24 protein-coding genes and 1 other RNA gene are annotated in these 22,302 nt (G+C 49.1%); 6 read left to right on the plus strand and 19 right to left on the minus strand.

Annotated features, from left to right (window positions below; genetic code table 11):
- Nucleotides 1–8: 8 nt before the first annotated feature.
- Both IEW11_RS14530 and IEW11_RS14535 read right to left on the minus strand, forming a co-directional pair.
- Entirely contained in the window at nt 9–962 is a 954-nt protein-coding gene (locus IEW11_RS14530) for a ketopantoate reductase family protein (protein ID WP_188531781.1), read from the minus strand.
- A gap of 163 nt (nt 963–1,125) precedes the next feature.
- Complete coding sequence (locus IEW11_RS14535) at nt 1,126–1,776, minus strand: RsfA family transcriptional regulator (RefSeq protein ID WP_188531782.1); 651 nt, start codon at nt 1,774–1,776, stop codon at nt 1,126–1,128.
- 288 nt (nt 1,777–2,064) lie between these two features.
- Between IEW11_RS14535 and IEW11_RS14540 the strand changes: the two genes are divergently transcribed.
- A complete protein-coding gene (locus tag IEW11_RS14540) occupies nt 2,065–2,301 on the plus strand; it encodes a DUF2626 domain-containing protein (protein ID WP_188531783.1) in 237 nt (78 codons plus the stop codon).
- A 112-nt stretch (nt 2,302–2,413) separates the two neighbouring features.
- On the opposite strand, the gene IEW11_RS14545 is transcribed toward IEW11_RS14540, so the two are convergent.
- Nucleotides 2,414–3,553: a class I SAM-dependent methyltransferase gene (locus IEW11_RS14545; RefSeq protein ID WP_188531784.1), complete on the minus strand. Its 1,140-nt coding sequence runs from the start codon at nt 3,551–3,553 to the stop codon at nt 2,414–2,416.
- 129 nt (nt 3,554–3,682) lie between these two features.
- On the opposite strand from IEW11_RS14545, the gene IEW11_RS14550 reads away from it, so the two are divergent.
- The gene (locus tag IEW11_RS14550) at nt 3,683–4,771 is read left to right on the plus strand and encodes an LmeA family phospholipid-binding protein (RefSeq protein ID WP_188531785.1); all 1,089 of its coding nucleotides are present in this window, start codon (nt 3,683–3,685) and stop codon (nt 4,769–4,771) included.
- A 15-nt stretch (nt 4,772–4,786) separates the two neighbouring features.
- On the opposite strand, the gene IEW11_RS14555 is transcribed toward IEW11_RS14550, so the two are convergent.
- Nucleotides 4,787–6,076: an ABC transporter substrate-binding protein gene (locus tag IEW11_RS14555; protein WP_188531786.1), complete on the minus strand. Its 1,290-nt coding sequence runs from the start codon at nt 6,074–6,076 to the stop codon at nt 4,787–4,789.
- Between the two features lie 172 nt (nt 6,077–6,248).
- On the opposite strand from IEW11_RS14555, the gene IEW11_RS14560 reads away from it, so the two are divergent.
- Nucleotides 6,249–6,740, plus strand: a complete 492-nt coding sequence (locus tag IEW11_RS14560; protein WP_188531787.1) for a hypothetical protein — start codon at nt 6,249–6,251, stop codon at nt 6,738–6,740.
- A 14-nt stretch (nt 6,741–6,754) separates the two neighbouring features.
- On the opposite strand, the gene IEW11_RS14565 is transcribed toward IEW11_RS14560, so the two are convergent.
- Nucleotides 6,755–8,086, minus strand: a complete 1,332-nt coding sequence (locus tag IEW11_RS14565) for a PhoH family protein (RefSeq protein WP_188531788.1) — start codon at nt 8,084–8,086, stop codon at nt 6,755–6,757.
- Nucleotides 8,087–8,207: 121 nt separating this feature from the next.
- Here IEW11_RS14565 and IEW11_RS14570 point away from each other — a divergent pair, with 121 nt between their 5' ends.
- Nucleotides 8,208–8,762 carry a YhcN/YlaJ family sporulation lipoprotein gene (locus tag IEW11_RS14570; protein WP_188531789.1) on the plus strand — a complete coding sequence of 185 codons (555 nt, stop codon included), beginning with the start codon at nt 8,208–8,210 and terminating at the stop codon, nt 8,760–8,762.
- A gap of 126 nt (nt 8,763–8,888) precedes the next feature.
- On the opposite strand, the gene IEW11_RS14575 is transcribed toward IEW11_RS14570, so the two are convergent.
- From IEW11_RS14575 to IEW11_RS14605, 7 genes are all read right to left on the minus strand, one after another.
- Complete coding sequence (locus IEW11_RS14575; RefSeq protein WP_188531790.1) at nt 8,889–9,341, minus strand: pyridoxamine 5'-phosphate oxidase family protein; 453 nt, start codon at nt 9,339–9,341, stop codon at nt 8,889–8,891.
- Nucleotides 9,342–9,421: 80 nt separating this feature from the next.
- A complete protein-coding gene (locus IEW11_RS14580; RefSeq protein WP_229725295.1) occupies nt 9,422–10,366 on the minus strand; it encodes an LCP family protein in 945 nt (314 codons plus the stop codon).
- 117 nt (nt 10,367–10,483) lie between these two features.
- Complete coding sequence (locus tag IEW11_RS14585) at nt 10,484–10,756, minus strand: hypothetical protein (protein ID WP_188531792.1); 273 nt, start codon at nt 10,754–10,756, stop codon at nt 10,484–10,486.
- 21 nt (nt 10,757–10,777) lie between these two features.
- Nucleotides 10,778–11,098 (minus strand): YlaH-like family protein, encoded by a 321-nt coding sequence (locus tag IEW11_RS14590; RefSeq protein ID WP_188531793.1) that lies wholly within the window; start codon nt 11,096–11,098, stop codon nt 10,778–10,780.
- A gap of 15 nt (nt 11,099–11,113) precedes the next feature.
- Nucleotides 11,114–12,955 (minus strand): translational GTPase TypA, encoded by a 1,842-nt coding sequence (typA, locus tag IEW11_RS14595; RefSeq protein ID WP_188531794.1) that lies wholly within the window; start codon nt 12,953–12,955, stop codon nt 11,114–11,116.
- A gap of 58 nt (nt 12,956–13,013) precedes the next feature.
- On the minus strand, nt 13,014–13,496 hold the full coding sequence (locus IEW11_RS14600) for a hypothetical protein (protein ID WP_188531795.1): 483 nt from the start codon (nt 13,494–13,496) through the stop codon (nt 13,014–13,016).
- A 214-nt stretch (nt 13,497–13,710) separates the two neighbouring features.
- On the minus strand, nt 13,711–14,358 hold the full coding sequence (locus IEW11_RS14605; protein WP_308422744.1) for a TerC family protein: 648 nt from the start codon (nt 14,356–14,358) through the stop codon (nt 13,711–13,713).
- 102 nt (nt 14,359–14,460) lie between these two features.
- On the opposite strand from IEW11_RS14605, the gene IEW11_RS14610 reads away from it, so the two are divergent.
- The gene (locus IEW11_RS14610) at nt 14,461–15,153 is read left to right on the plus strand and encodes a TerC family protein (protein ID WP_188531797.1); all 693 of its coding nucleotides are present in this window, start codon (nt 14,461–14,463) and stop codon (nt 15,151–15,153) included.
- Between the two features lie 17 nt (nt 15,154–15,170).
- Here IEW11_RS14610 and thiI read toward each other — a convergent pair whose 3' ends face one another.
- From thiI to IEW11_RS14640, 6 genes are all read right to left on the minus strand, one after another.
- Nucleotides 15,171–16,391, minus strand: coding sequence for a tRNA uracil 4-sulfurtransferase ThiI (gene thiI, locus IEW11_RS14615; protein WP_188531798.1), 1,221 nt, complete (start codon nt 16,389–16,391; stop codon nt 15,171–15,173).
- A gap of 7 nt (nt 16,392–16,398) precedes the next feature.
- Nucleotides 16,399–17,565 (minus strand): cysteine desulfurase family protein, encoded by a 1,167-nt coding sequence (locus tag IEW11_RS14620; RefSeq protein ID WP_188531799.1) that lies wholly within the window; start codon nt 17,563–17,565, stop codon nt 16,399–16,401.
- A 112-nt stretch (nt 17,566–17,677) separates the two neighbouring features.
- Nucleotides 17,678–18,418, minus strand: a complete 741-nt coding sequence (locus tag IEW11_RS14625) for a lytic transglycosylase domain-containing protein (RefSeq protein WP_188531800.1) — start codon at nt 18,416–18,418, stop codon at nt 17,678–17,680.
- 114 nt (nt 18,419–18,532) lie between these two features.
- Nucleotides 18,533–18,967, minus strand: a complete 435-nt coding sequence (locus tag IEW11_RS14630) for a hypothetical protein (protein ID WP_188531801.1) — start codon at nt 18,965–18,967, stop codon at nt 18,533–18,535.
- A 5-nt stretch (nt 18,968–18,972) separates the two neighbouring features.
- Complete coding sequence (locus IEW11_RS14635) at nt 18,973–19,185, minus strand: DUF1540 domain-containing protein (protein ID WP_188531802.1); 213 nt, start codon at nt 19,183–19,185, stop codon at nt 18,973–18,975.
- A gap of 53 nt (nt 19,186–19,238) precedes the next feature.
- Nucleotides 19,239–19,739, minus strand: a complete 501-nt coding sequence (locus IEW11_RS14640) for a YpuI family protein (protein WP_188531803.1) — start codon at nt 19,737–19,739, stop codon at nt 19,239–19,241.
- Nucleotides 19,740–19,922: 183 nt separating this feature from the next.
- Here IEW11_RS14640 and IEW11_RS14645 point away from each other — a divergent pair, with 183 nt between their 5' ends.
- Nucleotides 19,923–21,815 (plus strand): S8 family peptidase, encoded by a 1,893-nt coding sequence (locus IEW11_RS14645; protein ID WP_188531804.1) that lies wholly within the window; start codon nt 19,923–19,925, stop codon nt 21,813–21,815.
- Nucleotides 21,816–21,878: 63 nt separating this feature from the next.
- Here the strand turns inward: IEW11_RS14645 and rnpB are convergent.
- An RNA gene (gene rnpB / locus IEW11_RS14650) (RNase P RNA component class A) lies at nt 21,879–22,281 on the minus strand.
- Between the last annotated feature and the right edge of the window lie 21 nt (nt 22,282–22,302).

Below are 22,302 nucleotides of genomic sequence, written 5' to 3' on the forward strand. Positions count from 1 at the left end.
TCTCCTCGTCACGTTGATAAAGCATTTATCAGTGCGGTTACCGAATCATTCAGCGGCGCCGCCATTTCATGTTCGCTGGCTAACGCGCTTATTCCCCCGTTAATCCAATCGATCTCCGTCCTTCTTCCCGCACGCACATCCCGGAGCATTGAGGATTCGTTGTCAGCGGTGCTTGCGCAAACGGCTAACACCCGTTCCCAATGATCCGTATCGCCAGCCAATCCGGCCGCAGCTAATATAAGCGACGATTCTTTATATACTGCAAACATTAACGATCTTCGCAGCGGATCGGAAGGAAGTTCACCGTTTTTCACACCGTAGAGTGCTGTAAGCGGGTTAATGACCGAATTAATGAGTAATTTTTGGTAAATCCGATTATTCATCTCATTCGACAAAAAGGCCTTGATTCCTGCTGATTCAAGGTGCTGAACGAACATTTTTTGCTTTATTGCGAGATTTTCGGCCATACCGGATGGGATATGAGTCTCTCCCATTTTTTCGATCCACAACTCACCGTGTCCAGTATGGTTCACTGTGCAGCTGTCCTCCCTCAGCGCTCCTTCCGTCGTAACGGCGGCAGCAAAGGAAAGCTGCGGCAGCCGGCTCCTTAGCTTGTCCATATGACCGATGCCATTTTGCAGGCACAGCACCATCGTCCCGGGCTTTGCAATATGTTGAAGCAGCATCATTAAATCTTCATTAATATGGGGCTGCTTGACCGTCAACAAGATTAAATCCGAATCCATAGTCTTTGCGCCTAAAGACTCAGCAGTCAGGGCAGTGCGCGCCTCTACATGTACAACCGCTGAAACATGCCTCTCCAGCAAGACAATTCCTTTTGCCTGGAGCGCCAGCGCTTGATCCTCTGTTCTTGTCCACACCTGAACGCGGTTACCGGACATTGCAAGCCTGGCTGCATACAGCAGCCCGATCGCTCCTCCCCCGATGACACTAACATTCATTCCGCTCATCCTTTCTTAGGTCTATTCTAACAGATTGCTAAGGCAGGATTCAAAATAAATGCAAACCTATCCATTCATGCAAAAACCGCCCGGAAGTTCGGTTTCCTAATCAGATAGGAATCCACACCTTCCGTGCGGTTCATGCCATTTCGCGAAGAATAACTTATTCGATCCGTTCCAAATTTCCGTTCGCATCCATTTTGAAACGCGGCTTCACTTCTTCCTCTTCATTCATGCTGGCCAAGCGGCGAGCGCGATCCATGATTTGAATCAAGGTCTTATAGTCATCATTCACCGTTCGATAATCAGTCTGCACGTTATTCACCTCTCGTGACAGCCGCTCATTATCCACTCGCAATTCAAACAATTCCTCATCTTTGTCTTTCAATTCCTTCTCAAGCATCTTAATATGCCGGCTTAAATCCTGATAGGTGTTTTTCCAGCTTCGGAGAAAACGAATAACGGCATCGATTGTAATGGTCTCTTCTGAGGCCGCCTCGCTCTTATACTCTTGCTCTTCTTCTGTCCCCAGCGAATTAATTGATGAAACATGCGGCACCGCGGAAAACGTTTGTTTTCTTAAATAATTCCGCTTTTGCCTTTGCTGCTTGGCAAGCTGAATCGCTTCCTCGTACCGTTTGCGTACGCAGCTGTTCCATCGAAACCCGCATGCTGCCGAGGTTCTGCCGATTCTTTCCCCAACTTCCTCGAATGCCGCGAGCTGTGTGCTACCTTCACGGATATGACGCAGTGTCACCTCGGCCAAAATCAAATCGTCGTCCGGACTCCACGCATCTTGTCTAACTGCTGTCATACTACCAAAACCTCCTAACGTTAAAGGGCGCTCCATATATCTTTATGCCCTTGGTAGAGTTCATAGAATCTATCGGATACTAAATTGTATGTCCATTTTTCCAGAGGCTCATACATGTTAATGGAGGAATCGGCGCAAACTAAAAAGCAGAAGCAACCGTTTCGAGCTAAGTTCCAGTAAAGTTTGTAATTTCGTCACGGATTCCAGGTTTACAGTAGAAAGCATGGACGGTATAATGTTCATTAGAATTGGGTCACGACTGAGGACTGACGAGAGGGGGATGTTATCATGGCACGTATGTTTCGGGTACTTGGATTTTGGACACTGGTAATTGGACTCATGGCCTATGCGGGTCACATGATCGAGATGGCGATCTTGTTCTTCGCCCAAACCGCAGTGTTCGTCCTGCTGGGATACTTGAATTTCTCCGAGAGAACTTACATATTAATGTTCTGGGGATATATGGTCCTTTCGTTCTTGGGCTTTACTTATTGGACGGTATTTGAGATGGGATTGCCGTTCTAACAAGCGTGAAGGCTTCGTCGTCCTGACCGGCAGACGATTCGTACGACGACCACCAACGCCAAACAGCCAGGCACCTGCCTGGCTGTTTTTTCATTTTATGAAGCCGCGCCCTTCATTTTGTGAGCACCAGCACTTTAAATGTCTCACTCATCCCGTCACTTAACAGCAGCTGTCTGATGGAACGGTTTCTTCTCGCTTCTTTGCTGAAGGGATCGCGGCCGGCATGGTTGGCAAGCAGGCTCATAATGCCTTGATCAACAAGAAATTGCTTCTGTGTATTATAATACCCGATCCTCCATCCGTTCGCTTCGGCGATGTTTCTGCATGCGGTGAAGTTTACGTGAGCGGTAATATCCTGCTGGCCCGGTGACAGGAACGGATCATCATAGGCTTGATGATTACGGTAGCATAATAACGAACCCTTCATTCGATGCGGCGCGGTCAGTTCTTCGGATGTGTCACCATAGTCAATCAAAATAAGGCTGCCTTTTTTTACCCGCTGCATTAAACTAGAGAGCCATAATTCAGCCGCCAGGCCGATTTCCGTTTCCTGGCCTTCATGAAGCATGATCCGATCCCGCCGCATCGAAGCCTCAATCCTCGGATCGCTGAGCGCCATATAGCAGTATCGAAACCCTCCCTTTACCTTATCATATGTAACCCCCAGCTCCCATAAATCTCCCTCGAATAACATGACGCGGTGAACCGGAAACGCATCCAGCAGCTCGTTAGCCAGCATAATGACAGGCTCGTCATCCCAGGTTACTTTGATCGCATCTTCTGCTGATTGATAATGAATCCGAATCCGCCCGTTGAATTCCGATAACGTATCCTTCGCTTTGTTCATATGGGCAGGATGATCATCGATAAACCAATAAGAGAGCTTGCCTGCCCATTCAGGATCGCTGTTCAACCAAGCAGAGAGCATTTGGGAGGCCAATTGTCCCGTCCCTCCACCCCATTCGCATACCGAGGTGCATTCTCCCCATTCCGATGCGCTCTTACGGATGTAGGATGCGGTAAGCTCAGCCATAATCGTTCCGATGCCCGAGCTTGTGTAGAAATCGCCGTCACGGCCGACTCTTACCTGACCGGAGCGATAATATCCGTAGGTATCGTCATACAGGCATATCGCCATATACTCGTGAAACGTAATGCATTTGACCTCGATCCGCTCTCCATGGCGATTCTTGTACCAGCCTTCAGCTTCAGTCGTTTCCAGACGTTGTTTAATGAATTGCTCAAGCGGCATAGTTGCCCTCCTTGCAGAATGAATGACAATGATGGATGATCAGCAGACAAATCAGGGTAAGGAAGATATAATATGAACAATCGGTGCATAGATTAGTCCCGTTACAGTACATAAGGAGGGAGACGAAAGGTGATAAAAGCACTCCGCAACCCGTCGCTTTGGATTGCGATCTGTTTGCTCGCCTCCGTTTGGACGGCAAGCTCTCCGTCGCTGCACGCGGAATCCTCCGATGAGGCAACCCGCAGGCTTCTTGAAAAAAGTTTATCCGTGATCGAAATCGATAAAGAAATAAGCAGAATCATAGGGCAGCAACAAGCCTTAAAGCTGGAAATATCCGCTATGGAGAGCAAAATTCTGCTTAAAGAGTCGGATATCATACAGCAGCAAGAGAATGCCGGCCAGGTGCTGCGCGCTTATTATACAGGCGAGCGAGATATGATGCTGCGCGCATTGCTATCCTTCACCAGCTTGTCCGATTTATTCACGATGATGGATTATTTCGATTGGATCATATCCCGTGACAAGAATACCTTGAATAAGTATAAAGCACAATACCTCGACTTAAAAAAGGACAGGGATTCAATTCTCACCGAGCAGCAGCGGCTTAACGAAATCGAACATAATCTCGTCGCTCAAAGATCACGGGTCATCACACTGCAGCAGGACATTGACCGTGACATGAAGGGACGCAGTGACAGCGAGCAGATCCGGATCATGATCGAGGAGCTGACAAACTTCTGGCAGAACATTGGACTCCATGAGGTTAAACAATATTTCAGCGCCTTATCCGCCGCAATGCAAGAGCTGCCGAAATGGCTTAATGATAATAAGCAATATCTCCAGTTCAAAGGATTTGAGTATACCCTCCGCATTCCGGAGGATGAACTTAACCAATTTTTAAGGTCACAGAACGATCTCTTCGACAATTTTGCTTTTCGCTTTGAACAAGGCGCGATAAAGGTTCAAGGTCAGCGTGATGGCCTCAACGTTGAAATTACCGGCAATTATTCAATTGAAGAGGAACCCAAAAACGCAATCCGTTTTCATGTTGATGAGCTGATATTTAACGGACTCGCTTTACCCGATACGACCCGCCGAGCGCTGGAAGAAGAATTTGATCTCGGTTTTTATCCGCAATTAATCGTAAATTTTGTCCGAGCGAAATCTGTTGAAGTGACCGATGGCGAGATGATCGTCAAGCTTAAAGTCGAGCTTTAAAACAGACAAAGACGCCTAATTAGGCGTCTTTGCAGTTTGTTCATTCCACACCCGGATGAAATCCTCCTCCGCCAGCTGGCCTTCCCGCCATTGCCGCCATGCTGCGGAATAATTCCAATAAAGCTGAGCCCACAGCAGGTCGGTTTTTGTATCCAGCTCTTCCTCTAACCGATATTGCAGCCACTTCGGCGGGACATCCGATAAATTCCCGTTATATAAGGACTTTCGTGCAGGCAGCTTGCCGTAATCTTCATAGAACAAGCCTTGATTATGCACATTGGTAACCGATTCGATCCAGGCACGAGCCTCCTCCTCAACACCCGTACGGGATGATATGACGAAGCTGCGCCCGTTTGTCCATAACGGGTTCTTCTGTGTATGTTCACCTAACACAAGCAGGCTGTCAGACGAGCCTGTCATTCCAGACGCTATAGACCATGGAACTACTGCAGAAAGCAGCCTGCCCGCTTCCAGTGCGCTTACAAGCTCGTTCTCATCATCTAATAGATTCCAGTCCCCTATTCGGCCAGCGGCATCATTCACAAAACGCAATCGCTCCAGCCTCTCCCCGGCCAACGCTTCTGGCGCTTTCGGATCTGACGGCCGGCCATTCAAAGCGCTCATCCATATCATCCATTGCCGCACATCGGAAGCATCGAAGCTTATCCATTTCGTCTCTCCATATTCAGGGCCTTCAAGCGCGGCAATCGTCGACGTTACTTCGAGAAATGCGGCCCAATCTTCCGGCGGATGATCAAAACCGGCCTCCTTAAGCAAGCGTGAGCTCCAGACGAGAACAAGAGGATCCGCATCCTTAGGAACGCCCCACACATAACCGTTCCACTTCAAAGGCTGCAATAATCCGCTCATTTGGTCGATCAGCGTTTCACCGGTTAACAAGGCATCTGTCGGCTTTAAAAAGCCAAGCGCCGCAAATTCGCTAACCCAATTATTATCAACCAGCATCACATCCGCAGCTTCACCTAGCCTAGCATCGTTTTTGAAATGCTCGTAACTTTCAATCGTCGGTACATTGTCAAGTGTTATGTATACATTTGAATGACTTTCGGAAAAAATCCGGCTTGCTTGCTGCAGCGAAAAAAATTCGGATGGTTCCATGGAAACGGTTACACGAAGTTCTTTAAAGGCAGTGCCTCGTTTGGAATCCTGTTCAGGCAGCAGCGTAAACGCATCACCTTGCGGCCTTGTTAATTCTACCCCCTGCAATCGTAGCATGGGATAAATCACAACGATGAACAACATGAGAAAGCCGAGCAGCAGCAGCATATATTTCCTGCGGGACACGGGCTTCTTCCTTTCCGTCCTGTTTTCAATTTCGGGTGGAAACTTATCCTGTTTCATATTTTAACAATAATCCTGCTGCTTGTCGCCATCTTTCGTTCAATAGGCAAGTTGCAAGCTAGTTATAGATCGTTCATAATGAAGCCATATTGAGGAGAATGGAGGTAAATACACCATGCGGACCGTAATGGGGCTACAAATGGATTTGCCGCAAGGGAAGTTGCCTGGTTTTTATGCGCAAATCATAAAAGGAATCGCTGACATAACAACGCTTATCGATCGGAGCGGCGAGCTGTTATTCATTGAGCCTCAGCATGCCGCGGCGGTAATGAAGGTGCTGCAGCACTATAAAGTCGAAGCCGAACAGGATGAATGGATCGAGCTGTCAGAGCCGGACTGGAGACTGGAGGCGATCTGGGAGGATTACGGCGTCACGGCACGCGCGGGAGGTAAATTTGCCGAACTGCGGCTGGCGTGTGTCGGTGCGGTATATCCGGCTGATTCTTCGGAAGAGCTTGAACAAGCGTGGATGCAAATCGAAGAGCACAATATCGCGTCATTACAAACAGCAGCCAACCGCCGGTTGTTTGTTGTTGACCGGCAGTTGGCTGAATTAATAGAAGGCATTGCCAAGGCCTATCGCTGCAATCTAGAGTGGCTTTATTGATGGTACTGAAGCGATTAAAGCAAATCAGCAGCAAGCTGCGCCAGCTTTGATCGTTCTCCCTTTTCAAGGGTCATATGCCCGCTTAGCCCCTCCTGCTTGAACCTTTCGACAATATGGGTTAAGCCGTTGCTCACAGCGTCAAGGTAAGGGTGGTCGATCTGTTCGGGATCACCCATCAACACGATTTTGCTTCCCTCGCCGACACGGGATACGATCGTTTTCACTTCATGCTTCGTTAAATTTTGCGCTTCGTCAATAATAATAAACTGCCCGGGGATCGACCTTCCCCGGATATAGGTCAACGCCTCAACCTGAATACTGCCCAGCCCCATTAATATCTTATCAATGTCCCCTGATTTTTTCGTATCGAATAAATATTCCAGATTATCATAGATCGGCTGCATCCACGGCCGAAGCTTCTCATCCTTCTCGCCCGGCAAATATCCGATGTCTTTACCCATCGGTACGACTGGCCTGGCGATAAGCAGCTTTTTATATTTATGTTCATCCTCCACCTTCATCAAACCTGCAGCGAGCGCCAGCAGCGTCTTGCCGGTACCTGCCTTGCCGGTCAGAGTAACAAGGGGTACGTCGTCACTGAGCAGAAGCTCAAGCGCCATCCGCTGCTGGGCGTTGCGCGCTGTAATCCCCCAGACAGGATCATTGCTTAAAAATAACGGTTCCAGTTTGCTGCCGTCTTTTGTAACCCGCAAGAGAGCGGATTTGGAGGTGCCCATCTCATCCTTTAAGATAACAAATTCATTCGGATGCAGCCGAATATTAATGTGCAAACTCTTCACACTTAAAAAGCGGTACGTATAAAATTCATCAATCACCGACGGATGAACATGTATCGTTAAATAACCGGTGTAAATATCCGAAGCCTCAACCGTATGATCGGATAAATAATCTTCTGCCTGCAGCCCCAATACATCCGCCTTAATGCGTACGAGCACATCCTTGCTCACAAGCACAACCTGGCGTGGCGCTTCCTTCACCTGTTCCTCCAAATGGTAATTTAAGGCAACTGCCAATATTCGATTATCATTGGACATATCACCAAACATTTCTTGCACCCGGACAAAGCTACGATGATTTAACTCCACCTTCAGCAGGCCGCCGCGTTCCATAGGGATCCCTTCATGCAGATGCCCTTGCTCGCGTAAGCCGTCAAGCAATCGTGACACCGAACGCGCATTTCTCCCTAATTCATCGGCCAACCTTTTTTTCGAATCGATCTCCTCCAGCACAACCGCAGGAATGATGACTTCGTTATCATCAAAAGCATAGATAGCTTGCGGATCATGCAGCAGCACATTGGTATCGAGCACGAAAATTTTTCTCATCGTGAGCCCTCCTGGCGCAGTAATTTTTGAAATGAAGGATCAACATACATAGCTTCACTCCATTACGGACAAACTACACACGGACAACTGAAGCGCGAACTAGGAAAGGTTAGGTGCGACTATGTTCAAACGATTATTATTAACAGCGGCTGTCTGCCTTATCTTATCAGGATGCGGCACTGTCGCCCGTAACAACACATCACCCTCTCCACAGAATAATGAAGGCGTACGGGTTCAGCAGACAAACCCGCCAAAGATGGAGATAAAGAATTCTAAGGATGTTGCTGCTCACCTCGAAGAACTGGCAAAGCATATTCCCGGTGTAAACAATGCTAACTGTGTCGTCGTTGGCAATACGGCCATTGTCGGAATCGATGTCGATCAGAAGCTTGAACGCTCCCGGGTAGGCACCGTAAAATATTCGGTAGCCGAAGCATTCCGCAAGGATCCCTATGGCGTCAATGCAGTAGTGACCGCCGATATGGATATTGCCCAGCGGCTGCGCGAAATCCGCCATGATATGGCGAATGGACGGCCGGTAGCCGGATTTGCGGAAGAACTGGCCGACATCATCGGACGAATTGTACCGCAGATGCCGCGGAATACTGTTCCTCGTGAAGAGGTAGACAGACCTCAAATGCAAAAATCGCAACAATCGCTGCAGCATGGAAAATAACCTGCAGGTACCAAGCTGAAACGGCAGACGCCTTCTTAGCTGCGGAAAATCCGTTCGTGGTGAATTCTAAGAGGCAGGAGTGAAATTTCACCTTCTTAGAATTACAAAAAGCCTAGTGAATAGTCACTAGGCTTTTTTCATCGCTTCAAATACTTGTCCGTCTAATTTCTCCGCAGCGCGTTTGTCATATGTTTTCTCATACTCAGGGGTAACCGACAAGCGAGCGCCGTAGAACATTGCATCACGAATGTTCGTGATCTCGATTTCCAAACATACCAGCTTGAAAGGAACGCCTTCAAGTGAGTCAGAAATTACTTTTGCGGGGCCGTATACAGCCTGTACTGTACCAGAGGAAAACACAGTGACACACACATCAGGATTAGCGCTCATATTGGCGACGAGCCTTGAACGTCCGTCAACCGCAAAACGAAGTGTTGTTGGTGTTGCCGCATAGATCCAGGAGATTGCGCTGGATGTTGGGCTGCCATGCTCTGCATCAGTGGTGTGCAAAAGAACGAAAGTTTCCTTCTGCAGCTGATTGAATAGTGCTTCGGATAATGCCGTTACGGGTTCTGTCATCCGCATCGCCTCCTTATGACCGGAATCAAAGTTGCTCGTTTGTTATTATTATATCATAGGGCGTGCTGTTGTTCCAACCTTCAATCGGCTAATTTTGCCTTTAAAGCATTACGCGCTTCATCAAGCTTGGCCCCATCCAATTGGACGTACGGCGACCGCCATTCCCCATCCAGCGGGATAGATTCGATCGAACTGCTCTTCATGCCAAAATAAGTCGTCAGCATGGTTTCGATTTCTTTCGGATGAATATCGGTTTTCATATTCGCTCCGACTGCATCGATAACATTACCCATACGGGTAACTCCGCCTAATGATGTCATTTTGTCCACGATAGCGCCGATCACCTGCGTCTGTCTTTTGTTGCGTTCAAAATCGCTGGATTCTTTTGTCTGGCCTTCTCCCGGCTTCGACTTCCGGTAGCGGACATAATCCAACGCGTTTTTCCCATCCAATTTCTGCTGTCCGGCTTTCAGATTGATATCAGTCCCGTCTGCCGAGTCCACATAACGCATGTCCATGTCAACATTCACATCGATTCCTCCGAGCGCATTTACCGTATCCGTCAGGGCATTGAAGTTAACGACAACGGTATAATCGATGGGGATGCCGAAGTATTGGCTGAACATCTCCCGCGTCTCCCGGCGGGCATGCGCATTTGCCTCATCTTTGCTCATCTTCTCCCCGATCGCCTGGCTGTAAAAGATCGCATAATACGCATTTGCCTTATGACTCCGATAGCCATCCAATTCGATTTTCGAATCGCGCGGCACGGAAACGATCGTTGATGTCTTTGAGTTCGGGTTGAGCGCAGCGATCTTGATTACATCCGTGTTTAAGCCCCCGCCGTTTGCACGGGAGTCCATTCCTAACAGCAGCACTGTAACGGGTTTATTCTTTGCCGATTGCTCTTCCGGTACTTCCACGGCATTCTCGTTGCCGATCATCTGAAAGGTATCTTTGGTCTTGAGCACCAAGTAACCCAGGTATCCGGCAACTGCAAGCAGAACAATCAAGATGAAGACCATAATACGGCGGCCCCACCTAACAGGTTTTTTGGGTGGCTTGGCCGTTTTCTTGGTTTTTGAAGCGGACCTCGGCGCTAAGCCTGATTCTGTTCCAGCACTCATCATATTCACCTTGACTTAATTGTATTTCGGGTTGGAGTTGATGTCATGCAGCAGCTGCTCCCCTAGCTCGCGAGGATACATCTGTGTTTTGACACGGCCTTCCCGTTCGTACTTCACATGAATCATGGTCTCATCCGTCAAAGCGATGTACACTTTGCCCAGTCCATGATCCTCCTGCAAAATCTGGATAAAGAAATTACGGGTATCGGCCGCCGCCAGATCATCCGGCCTGGCAGCGGCAACGATTTCGATCTGCAGCCAATTGAACAACGCATCCTCAAACCGCATTCGCTGTTCCTCCTGAAAACATCATTTGCCCGTCTCGGAAGGATTGTTGGACGCCGTCTCCACAGGAGGGGCGGACTTTCCTTTCCACTTGTCATACAGTTGCCTTCCACGCAGCATCAGCATCATAATAACGGCAACAGCCATACATTGAATGATCGGCAGCTTGTCGATTTGAAGAATCATCAACACAAACGAGCCGAGGGCCATCATCAGATAAACCAGGATTTCCTTCAAAATCGGGAGACGCCGTTGAGCCCTGAACACGGCATTAAAGATGTAAATGGTAAATCCCAATATTAAGACGTAAGAAACGACCGGATGGTTGCTGAGCCATTCCTGCACCGCAATACCTCCCTGTTAAACACTCGATTGCGCCATTTTACGCTGTTTTTCAGCGCGGTCGCGTTCACTTTTATTCAATACTTTCTTGCGAAGCCGAATGGACTTCGGCGTCACTTCGCAATATTCGTCATCATTCAAATATTCCAGCGCCTGCTCCAAGGAGAAGATGATCGGAGTTTTCATTTTTACCGTATCCTCTTTCGTTGCAGAACGTACGTTAGTCAGCTGTTTCTCTTTACAGATGTTGACAATGATATCATTATCCCGGTTATGCTCGCCGACAATCATACCCTCGTATACTTCTGTACCCGGCTCAAGGAACAAGATCCCGCGATCCTCTACGGACAGCATGCCGTAGAACGTGGATGTTCCGTTCTCGCTGGCAACCAGAACGCCTTGATGACGGCCGCCAACCGATGTACCCGCCAAGGGGCCGTAGTTGTCAAAGGCATGGTTCATAATGCCATAACCACGGGTCAGCGTTAAAAATTGCGTACGGTATCCGATCAAGCCGCGTGCAGGAATGATGAATTCCAAGCGTACTTGTCCGGTTCCGTTGTTGATCATATTGACCATTTCCGCCTTGCGCGTTCCCAAGCTTTCCATCACCGCGCCCATGCTCTCCTCAGGCACGTCAATGATCAATCTTTCATAAGGCTCCATACGGGCGCCGTCAATTTCTTTAATAATAACTTCCGGCTTCGATACTTGCAGTTCAAATCCTTCACGTCTCATATTCTCAATGAGGATACCCAGATGCAGTTCGCCGCGTCCCGCAACGATGAATGCGTCCGGGCTTTCCGTTTCGTCCACACGAAGCGCTACGTCAGTCTCCAGCTCTTTCATGAGGCGCTCACGCAGCTTGCGTGAAGTAACCCATTTGCCTTCGCGGCCGGCGAACGGGCTGTTGTTGACTAGGAATGTCATCTGCAGCGTAGGCTCATCGATCTTAAGGACAGGCAATGCCTCCGGCTTGTTCGGGTCGGCAATGGTTTCACCGATATTGATATCTTTAATTCCGGCGATCGCAACGATATCCCCCGCTCCCGCTTCAGGCACTTCCACGCGTTTTAAGCCTTGGAAGCCGAACAGCTTCTCGATACGGGCTTGCTTCACGCCGCCTTCACGCGTCATAACGGCAACAGGCTGCCCCTGCTTGATAATACCGCGATTCACGCGGCCAACCGCGATGCGGCCCAAATATTCATTGTAATCCATTAAGGTAACCAAAAATTGCAGCGGCTCCTCCGTGCTCTCAGTAGGTGCAGGAATGTGGCTGACAATCGTATCATACAGCGCCTGCATGTTGCTGTCCTGCTGCTCAGGATCCAGGCTGGACGTCCCCATTAATGCTGAGGCATAGACAACCGGAAAATCGAGCTGCTCGTCGTTAGCGCCCAGTTCGATGAACAGATCCAACACTTCATCCACGACTTCTGCCGGACGTGCATTCGGACGATCGATTTTATTCAGAACGACAATCGGCGTTAATTGATGCTCGAGCGCTTTACGAAGAACGAATTTTGTCTGCGGCATGCAGCCTTCGAAGGCATCTACTACAAGCAGGACGCCGTCTACCATTTTCATAATCCGTTCCACTTCGCCGCCAAAGTCGGCATGACCCGGCGTATCCACAATGTTGATCAAGAACTCTTTGTAATTGATGGCCGTGTTTTTAGCAAGGATCGTAATCCCTCTCTCACGTTCCAAATCATTGGAATCCATTGCCCGCTCCTGCAAAACCTCGTGCTCGCGGAATGTACCGGATTGTTGTAACAGCTTGTCTACCAGCGTCGTTTTTCCGTGGTCGACGTGTGCGATAATCGCAATGTTTCTTAAGTTTTCTCTTGAGTGCATTTCATTAATTCCTTCCAGTCATAAAATGAATTTCTTTTTTTCCAGCTCAAAACAAGGCTTACCAACGGTAGCGCCTGCCGAATACCATCCATGCGCCGATGCCGATAAGCAGGATCGCAATGAGATAGATTCCCCAGCTCCAAAGCAGCATGAAACCAAAGCACGCTGCGGCTACGGCAGTCAAAACAAGAGCGGCGATCTGCGCGCCGCGCGGACGTGACATGTCAAACAGATAGTATTCGTACAACCCGACCGCGACACCGAAAATAAACATCGGCCATAAATAATGCATGCTGCTCCAGCCAAACACATTACAGTAAAGGAACACCAACGCATAAGTCGACAGCATGCCGCCTGGAATGAGCACGGCTGCCGGCAAGATTCGTCCGAAATAAAGCACATGCAGCAATATACCGGGAACTAGGACAAACAGCGGCCAAAATATCGAGCCAATAAAGCTGAATACGCCTAATTTTCCAAGCAAAATAACGATGCCCGCAATCAGCATCAGTATACCGACAGAATATTGGTTTTTTGACATCCGGATCCCCCCGTTCCTTGCACCGCCAACCGCAATCAGCTGTCTCGACCTCGGGAAGAAACCAGCACCGTTCGCTTTTAAAAAAACAAAGCATGTTAAAACTTGAGCTAATGCTTCCTGATCTATTGACGAAAGACGACACGTTTTTACTATAGTGTAATGGAACTCAAGGGAAAAAACCAGTGCGAAACGAAAATCTTCACCAGATTGCCGTTCAAATCCGGCGGCGAAGCAGGGAAACAGCAATAACAAACGGGATGGAAATGAGTGGAATTGCCTCAGATGCTGTTGAAGATCCGTGTAAAAACAACATGTCCAGCGCAGGATCATGAACAAGCATCTTACCGGCCGCGTAACCAAGCAAGCCCGCGCCAAAATAAATCAATGGCGGAAACTTTCGAAGCGCGGCGCCCAGCAATTGGCTGCCCCAAATAATCATTGGTATGCTGAGCCCGATTCCGAGCACAATAAGCAAAGGCTCGCCTTCGGCAACAGCAGCGATTGCAAGCACATTATCCAGGCTCATGACGAAATCAGCCGCAACGATGGTGCGGATGGCGGAGCCTAAAGAAGCGGAGCTGCGCACTTGAGGGTGGCCTGTGCCATCCTGGGCGTCCCGCAGCAATTTCACTGCAATGACAAACAACAGCAATGCACCGGCGGCTTGAAGATACGGGACTTGGAGCAGACTGATCGCCACCAGCGTTAATACGCAGCGAAGGCCTACTGCTGCTGCCGCTCCCCAAAAGATGGCCTTTTTACGCTGTATTGGCGGCAAATGTTGGCTAGCCATGGCAATGACAATCGCATTATCTCCGCTTAACAGCACATTAATGAATACAATTTGAAAAAAGATGAACATACTCTCCAATGGACTCGCCTCCTCACCAACAGTTCTATGTTTTAGAGAAGAGGGATATGTCCAAAAAAGACCAAAAAATAAACCTGAAGGGGACAAGCATTAATGGAGTTATTTTCATTGGCGTTTTTTTCCGCTCTGTTTACGATCGTCTTTATCGATCTGATTTTGGCTGGAGATAATGCGATCGTGATTGGAATGGCTGCGCGCAATCTGCCGAAGCAGCAGCAGAAAGCGGCAATATTATGGGGAACAGCAGGTGCGGTGTGCATAAGGATTATCGCAACCATTCTTGTTGTCTGGCTGCTGAGGATACCATGGCTTCTGCTGATCGGCGGGATTCTTCTGCTCTGGATCGCATATAAGCTGCTCGTTCAAGAAAATCAGCACGACAATATACAGGCCGGCAATACGCTGTGGCAATCTGTCCGCACAATTGTGATCGCGGATGCCGCAATGGGCCTTGATAATGTGATCGCCGTTGCCGGCGCTGCGCATGGCCACCTGCTGCTCGTTGTATTGGGACTATTGATCAGCATACCGATTATCGTATGGGGCAGCACACTATTCATCGGACTGATCAACCGTTTCCCCTGGATCATCTATATCGGTTCCGGCATTCTTGCCTATACCGCCGCTAAGATGATTAAGGACGAACCGCGGATCAAATCAGTATTCCAGCACAATGCATTGCTCAGTTGGGCATTTGTCGTTCTGATGGTAAGTATCATCATCATTGCAGGCTTGTTGACGAATGCCGCGCGCAGCCGAAAAAATAAAAGCAGGGAATCCCGCTAGGGCCCCTGCTCCATCATTTAAAACCATTCGTCGCGCCCCGCTGTTTCCCCGGAAAGATCCGTTTCAGCATTAAGCTCCATAACTTCCGTCTCTTCGATCGCTTTCGCGAGCAACTCATCCAGCTGAGGGATAAAAGATTCTACTTTTTCCACTACACGCAAATTTGGGTTTGTACTCGGTGATTTCGGCACAAACAATGTGCAGCAATCCTCAAAAGGCAGGATTGAAGTCGCAAATGTCCCTATTTTCTCCGCAGTGTTAATGATCTCCTGTTTATCCATCATCACAAGCGGCCTCAATAACGGCAGTTCGACGACACGCCCGATCACATTCATGCTTGCCAGTGTCTGGCTTGCTACCTGGCCCAGGCTTTCTCCTGTAACAATCGCCGAAGCGCCGGCCTGCTCGGCTAGCTTCTCCGTGATGCGCAGCATCGCTCTGCGCATTAATGTAATCATGAGAGGATCCTGCTTGCTACTTACAAACGAGGTTTGAATATCCGTAAAAGGCACCAAATGCAGCCGCAGCGTTCCCCCGCTGTAATAAGATAACCGTCTGGCAAGTTCGATCACTTTATCTCTTGCCTGTTCGCTCGTGAACGGGAAGCTGTAGAAATGGACCGCTTCCACTTCCAATCCTTTGCGCATCGCATGCCATCCCGCTACCGGGCTGTCAATTCCGCCTGACAGGAGCAGCATTGCCTTGCCGTTTGTCCCGTAGGGAAATCCACCGGCTGTCGGCACCACTTCGCTGAACACATAGGCAGCCTCCTGCTGGATCTCTACGCGAAGCTCAATCTCCGGATGCCGAACATCCACCCGAAGCTGGGGGTAGCGGCGAAGTACGTGACCCCCTACCAGATGGTTCATCTCCTGAGAGCCGTGCGGGAACTCCTTCCATACTCTTCGAACGGATGCTTTAAAGGTCCTCGGCGTATCATCGTAGCCCTTCATAACGTCGAGCGCCGCTTCGCGAATCGCTTCCAAATCAGGCACTGTTCGTTTTACGGGGCTTAGCGAGACGATGCCGAATATATCTTGAAGGCGCTGTGCGATCGGGTGGTACGGTTCACCGTTCAACTCGATATATATTCTTCCGAAAGATTGCGTGATTAACGCCGCTGGGTAAGGCTTTAATACCCTTAACACCTGATCCTTCAACCGCTTCTCGAAACGCATCCGGTTCCGACCTTTTATCGTAAACTCTCCGAACCGGAGCATAATCATTTCGTAATCCATTGTTGCGCTACCCTCTTCCTTCAAGCGGTTTGAGCTTTTTGACGACCATGGCCAGCCGTTGGCTTAACAACCGGATATCATTCTCCGTATGCTCATCACCCAGACTGATTCGAATGCCGCTCTTCGCTGCCTCGTGGCCTGTCCCCATTGCCAGCAGCACCCGGCTGGGCCGGTCTTCCTTCGAGGAGCATGCCGATTTGGTCGATACGATGATCCCGTGTTTCTCGAGAAGGTGAACTATTACCTCCGGCTTCATACCTGGATAGCACACATGAACAATATGAGGCGCAATGTTGTCATCTCTATGGGCGTCAAGTCCGCCATTTATGATTTTCAGTTCCGGGATATTAGAAATCGACTGTATGAGCAATGAGCGCAGACGGCCCATTCGTTCTCTTCGGACAGTCTGTTCCGCCATTGCCAGACGAGCCGCTTTGACTGATGCCACAATTCCAGGCAGATTAGGTGTTCCCGAGCGCAAGCCGCCCTCCTGTCCCCCTCCGGCAAATAACGGATCCAGCGTAATTCCTTCTCTTACGTACAGCCAGCCATTGCCTTTCGGACCGCGCAGCTTATGTGCAGAGCCGCTGAACAAGTCAATGTGCCATTCTTTCAGGCGAATCGGAAGTTTGCCGATACTTTGAACGCCATCCACATGAAAAAGCGTTCGCGGGTATTGCTTCAGCACGTCTCCGATCTCCGCTAATGGCTGCACCGAGCCTACCTCATTGTTAACATGCATGATACTAACTAAAATCGTCTCGTCGCAGATCGCCGCTTTAAGGTCATCAACCGATACAAGACCATGAGAATCAACGGGTAAATAGGTGACGCGGTAACCTAGCTGTTCCAACTGACGAAAGGCTTCATAGACGGAAGCATGCTCGATCTGCGTTGTGATGAGGTGATTTCCGCGGCTGCGGTAAGCGAAAGCAGCTCCCTTAATCGCCAGATTATTGCTCTCCGTGCCGCCTGAAGTAAACACCCACTCCTCAGAACCGACTTGGAACAACTCGCCCATCAGTTCACGCGCACGCTTCATCAGCTTGCTGGCCTCCGAACCGCTCCTGTGTATCGATGCAGGATTGGCATAATGCTGTGCCATAACCTCTGCCATCGTACGAATGACATCCTCATGGGGAGGCGTGGAAGCACTGTGATCAAAGTAAAGCATTACTGGGCCGCCTCCTATACCAAAATAAAAAGATCAACGAATGAGAGCCGCAGCAAAGCCGCTTCATCGTGATCCTTAACCTTAAACTGATTCCGGACAAGCATCTAAAAACCTAGATACTGAACAACTCTCTTGCGTTAGTTACTTTGCCGATATATTTCTGCGTCTCTGAAGGCAGGCTGCCCAGTTGATTCATCACATCGGCATCCGTCCGTATGCCCAGACGATCCACTCTTCCCGGACCAGCGTTATATGCGGCAAGTGCTGCCAGCTCATTATTATCGTATTTACGCAGTAAGTAGGACAAATAACGAGTGCCTCCGTCGATGTTCTGACCAGGGTCGAAGGAATCGTTCACGCCAAGCCCCTTAGCCGTTGCATCCATCAGCTGCATCAGCCCTTTCGCTCCGGCAGAGGAGACGGCATCCGAGCGAAATGAAGATTCCGTATGAATAACCGCTTTGATTAAAGACGGGTCGACGCCATATTTATTGGATGCTGCGTTAATTAATGTCTCATATTCGGTTCCGTGATCCGAATTGTCCGTGCTCGAAGCCGCAGTCGAATAGGTCGGCGGGATTTGGAAAACAGGCAGCGGATTAGGAAGCAGCCCAGAAGCTGCTGCAGCTGGTGTCGCAGATGCTACTGGAAGCATAAATGACTCTTGATCAGCCGGTGCCGAATTGGAATCGTACAGTAGCTGCTGAAGCAGACTGTCGAATAGCGAACCCGACGTGCCGTCCGTTGTTGAAGCCGCCAAGTTGCCGGCATTCATTGGATTGGATGAAAAGTCTAAGGATTTCTGCCATTGAAGCTGCAGCATTGTCTTCATTATTCGCGGATCGATACTCATCGTTGGACAACCTCCACTGCAGTAAGCATTAATGTTTTTATTGTACACGTTTTGCCAGCAGACCGCTAGTCCCAAACGTAAAGACCGGCGAGTGTGGAGCTCGCCGGTCTTTTGTCATGTGACCAAATAATAAAGAGGGATTAAGACTAAGTTAGTAGCCACTGCAATTAATCCGAGTGATATGGACCAAACCCCAAGAGATCTGCTGCCTTGGCGGTAAGCGACAAAGCCTAAAACCGCTGCGGTTGCCCCAAGCAACACTCCCCACATAAACCACGAAGCAATTGCAAATCCAAGGGCTGTCCAGCCCATCGATCTGCCTGCCGCCCTCGTGCTGGCATTGGCAGAGCTCACGACGGATGTAGAACGCTCCTCTTCATCTCGCACTTTAATCGGTACGGATGCTCCTGCAGGATAAGCGATTTCTGCAGACGCCTCAGTATCAGAGTGCCGTTTGCCGCTTTCGAGCTTCCACTCTTGTTCACTCGCACTACGGACATTACCTGGTTGATCGCCTTTTTGCTTCGGATCGTTGCCTTGTTGTCCCATTGCCATCACTCCTTTGGTTTGAAGGTATGGCAGCAGGTTATGGAAGCTTCCTCGGCAGCATCCCGATGATTTGAACCCATTCCGTCGCTTGCGAATTCGGAATGATAATCCATCTGGGCATGCTTGTCCACATCAATCATAATCGTATCGGCATTGCATTGGTTGCCCTGCCCCCAGAATGAGCAGTTAGCTACGCTGCATTTCACGCCTTTCGGCATAAAAATCACCCCCGTTAACAAGTTGCCCGTTACGGGGGTGAGTTATGTCTGCCTTATTTTTGTCTTTGCATCCGCAGTTGCGTCATATAGTCGCTTTCATAATAGGCTAAGTCATCGCGCAGCTCTTCATAAATTTTCGAAATGTTCAATACGATATCGCGGGCGGCCCGCACAGGCTTGAAAAGGAATCGAATGGCGTCTTGTCCGGTATAAGCATATCGTCCATCCTCCGAATAGCCTTCATTCTTAGGATAGAAATAAGCATTCACGCACTGATGATACACTTCATACAAAGCTCTATCCGCAAACTCGGTATCAAAATTTGGACGCCGCAGCGCAACTCCCAATTTCTCGTAAGAAACTTCGGAGAAAACCAGCAGGTGCCTTAGATCGGCCAACAATCCTTTATAGAATTGAGCGGCGTCATCGCCTTCATGCCCTGCGGTTAATTGCGGCATTGCATTTTCATTCAAAAATGTTTCCAATTGGCCGATAGCCAGTTTCAATTTTTCCCTTGTTGATTCAGAAAGCTGTTTCACATTCGTTGATGGCATTAGTATGCTTCCCCTTTCTTTGTTCCCGAAAACACGATTCAACTCACCAACAACATGGTACCACAAATTACATCGAAGTGGTACTGCTGATTCAGTTAATTCACTGTATATTTTACCTTGCCGAATCCAAACCTAAACTCGATCGCACTTCATCACCGCAACCTGAACTGGAGGATAACAATCATGAGCCGTCGAAAATGGATTCTGTGGACTGTTCCACTTGCTTTATTAGCCTTATTTCTCATAGGCAAGCCCTTATCTGAGCCAAGCGCACCTGGTCCTTCAACATATCCTTCGGCTGCATCTTCTGTTCAAAACGAGCATCGGTTAAAGATGGCAACCCTGCAAAACGATGTGAATGCAACAGCTATGCTGTGCTCGGCAGAATGTACCAAGGAAATGCGTCACGCGCTTACGAGCTCAAGCTCAACCCGTAACCGAAGACAGCTGATCCGGTCGATGATGGACAAACATCCTCATATGGAACATATGTTGTGGGTAGATAAAAAAGAACCCTTCTCCCTTGGCGTTGTTCCGAGCGATATCAATTCCTTATACCATCAGCATCTGGAAAAGGCAAAAACCGCTCTATCCAAAGGCCAGCCATACGATTCCGGAATGATCAATCAAAACGGTCACCACTACATGGTAATGGCCACGCCGGACCCTGATCGTTCCAACAAAGGCTCGGGATTAATCGGATTAGTTAGGCAAGATATTGTGAGGCAAGTCGAACGCCATCAACGGCGCAATCTACGATTAGTTCCATATCCCAGTGAAGGGCGCTATCGGACGGAATCAGTGGAACCCGGAACAACGAAGGATATCACCGTCGAAAATGGTGAAGACAATGGAAATTCCAGTCATTACCATATCAACGAGGTTGTTGTAAAATTCAAAAATGAGCCGGAAGCCGACCGTTTGCAGACGATACAAAAAGATATTAATGCCCAAGAAGTAAAGAGACTGGGGTATACGTACGTTTTCCGCTCTAAATCGATGAATGCTGAACAAATGATGGATTATTTCAATACGAATTGTCAGCCTCAATATGTGGAGCCCCACTACTTATATTTAACCAATACGAAGGATTTTGATACAGATTCATCCAAGTTAACCCCTATTGTCCCTAATGATTCGCTCTATTCCGATTATCAATGGAATTTGCCTTCCATTGAAACAGAGCGAGGTTGGAACGTCACAAAAGGCAGTGATCAGGTTGTAGTCGCGGTCTTGGATACAGGAGTTCAAAGTGATCATCCCGACTTAACCGGACAACTCGTCAAAGGGATTAATATTGTCGATAAGAAAAATGAGCCGCTCGACGACGTCGGCCACGGCACTCACGTAGCAGGCATCATCGCAGCCTCGGTAAATAACAATGAAGGCGTGGCCGGCCTTTCCTGGTATAACAAAATCATGCCGGTCAAAGTGCTTAACGGGGAGGGTGCAGGGTCCACCTATTCAGTAGCCGAAGGCATAATTTGGGCTACCGATCATGGCGCAAAGGTCATTAACATGAGTTTGGGCAATTACGCTTCCGCACAATTTTTACACGATGCAATCCGTTATGCTTATGACAATGATGTTGTGCTTGTTGCCGCCAGCGGCAATGACAATACGGAGCGTCCCGGCTTTCCCGCCGCCTATCCGGAAGTGTTCGCGGTCGCGGCAACGGATAATAACAGGAAGAGGGCTCCCTTCTCCAATTACGGAGAATACATTGACGCAGCTGCCCCGGGTGCCAGCATCGCCAGCACCTATAAGGACAGCCAGTATGCCGCATTATCGGGCACTTCCATGGCAAGTCCCCATGTAGCGGCTCTGGCGGCGTTGATCCGTTCCAAAAACCCGCAGCTCAAAAATCACGAAGTCATGCAAATTATGCGAAACACTTCCATTGACCTCGGAGCGCCGGGCAAGGATACTTACTTTGGATACGGCCAGATTGATGTTGCTCGCGCATTGGAAGCATCAAGCCCGTCAGTGTTATCTCTTGATCGAGTGTTATCTCTTGATCGCTTTAAAGAACAGGTCAAGCTTCGTTTAGCGCAAATTATTAAAGGTTATTATTAAAAACAAAAATGAACCGCCTGGGCATACAGCCTTCTGGCGGTTCATTTCATTTACAAGTTCGTGTCGGAAAGTTTGCCGTAAGCCGGGTTCTGTACTTCTTGTGGTTCAAACGGGAACGACCCTCCCACCATGAAGCGACAATCATCTATCTAGACCCTTCATTGCTGAAGGGTTCAAGCGACCAACCCGAACGCGCCCCGGTGCCAAGGCTGCGGCCCTTCGCCGCGGCGTTCTCTCGGTCTTGCTCCAGATGGGGTTTACCAGCCGCGTTGTCACCAACGCCGCTCGTGGTCTCTTACACCACGGTTCCACCCTTGCCTGTGCCTGCAAGCAGGCCATCGGCGGTCCATTTCTGTGGCACTATCCTTCAGCTCGCGCTGACTGGACGTTATCCAGCATCCTGCCCTATGGAGCCCGGACTTTCCTCTCGCAGCCTGCAGCTGCCAGCGATTGTCTGTCAAACTTTCCGGTGCATTGCTTAGTATAC

The organism is Paenibacillus abyssi, assembly GCF_014640295.1.
In the GTDB taxonomy this organism is placed as follows: Bacteria; Bacillota; Bacilli; order Paenibacillales; family Paenibacillaceae; genus Paenibacillus_D; species Paenibacillus_D abyssi.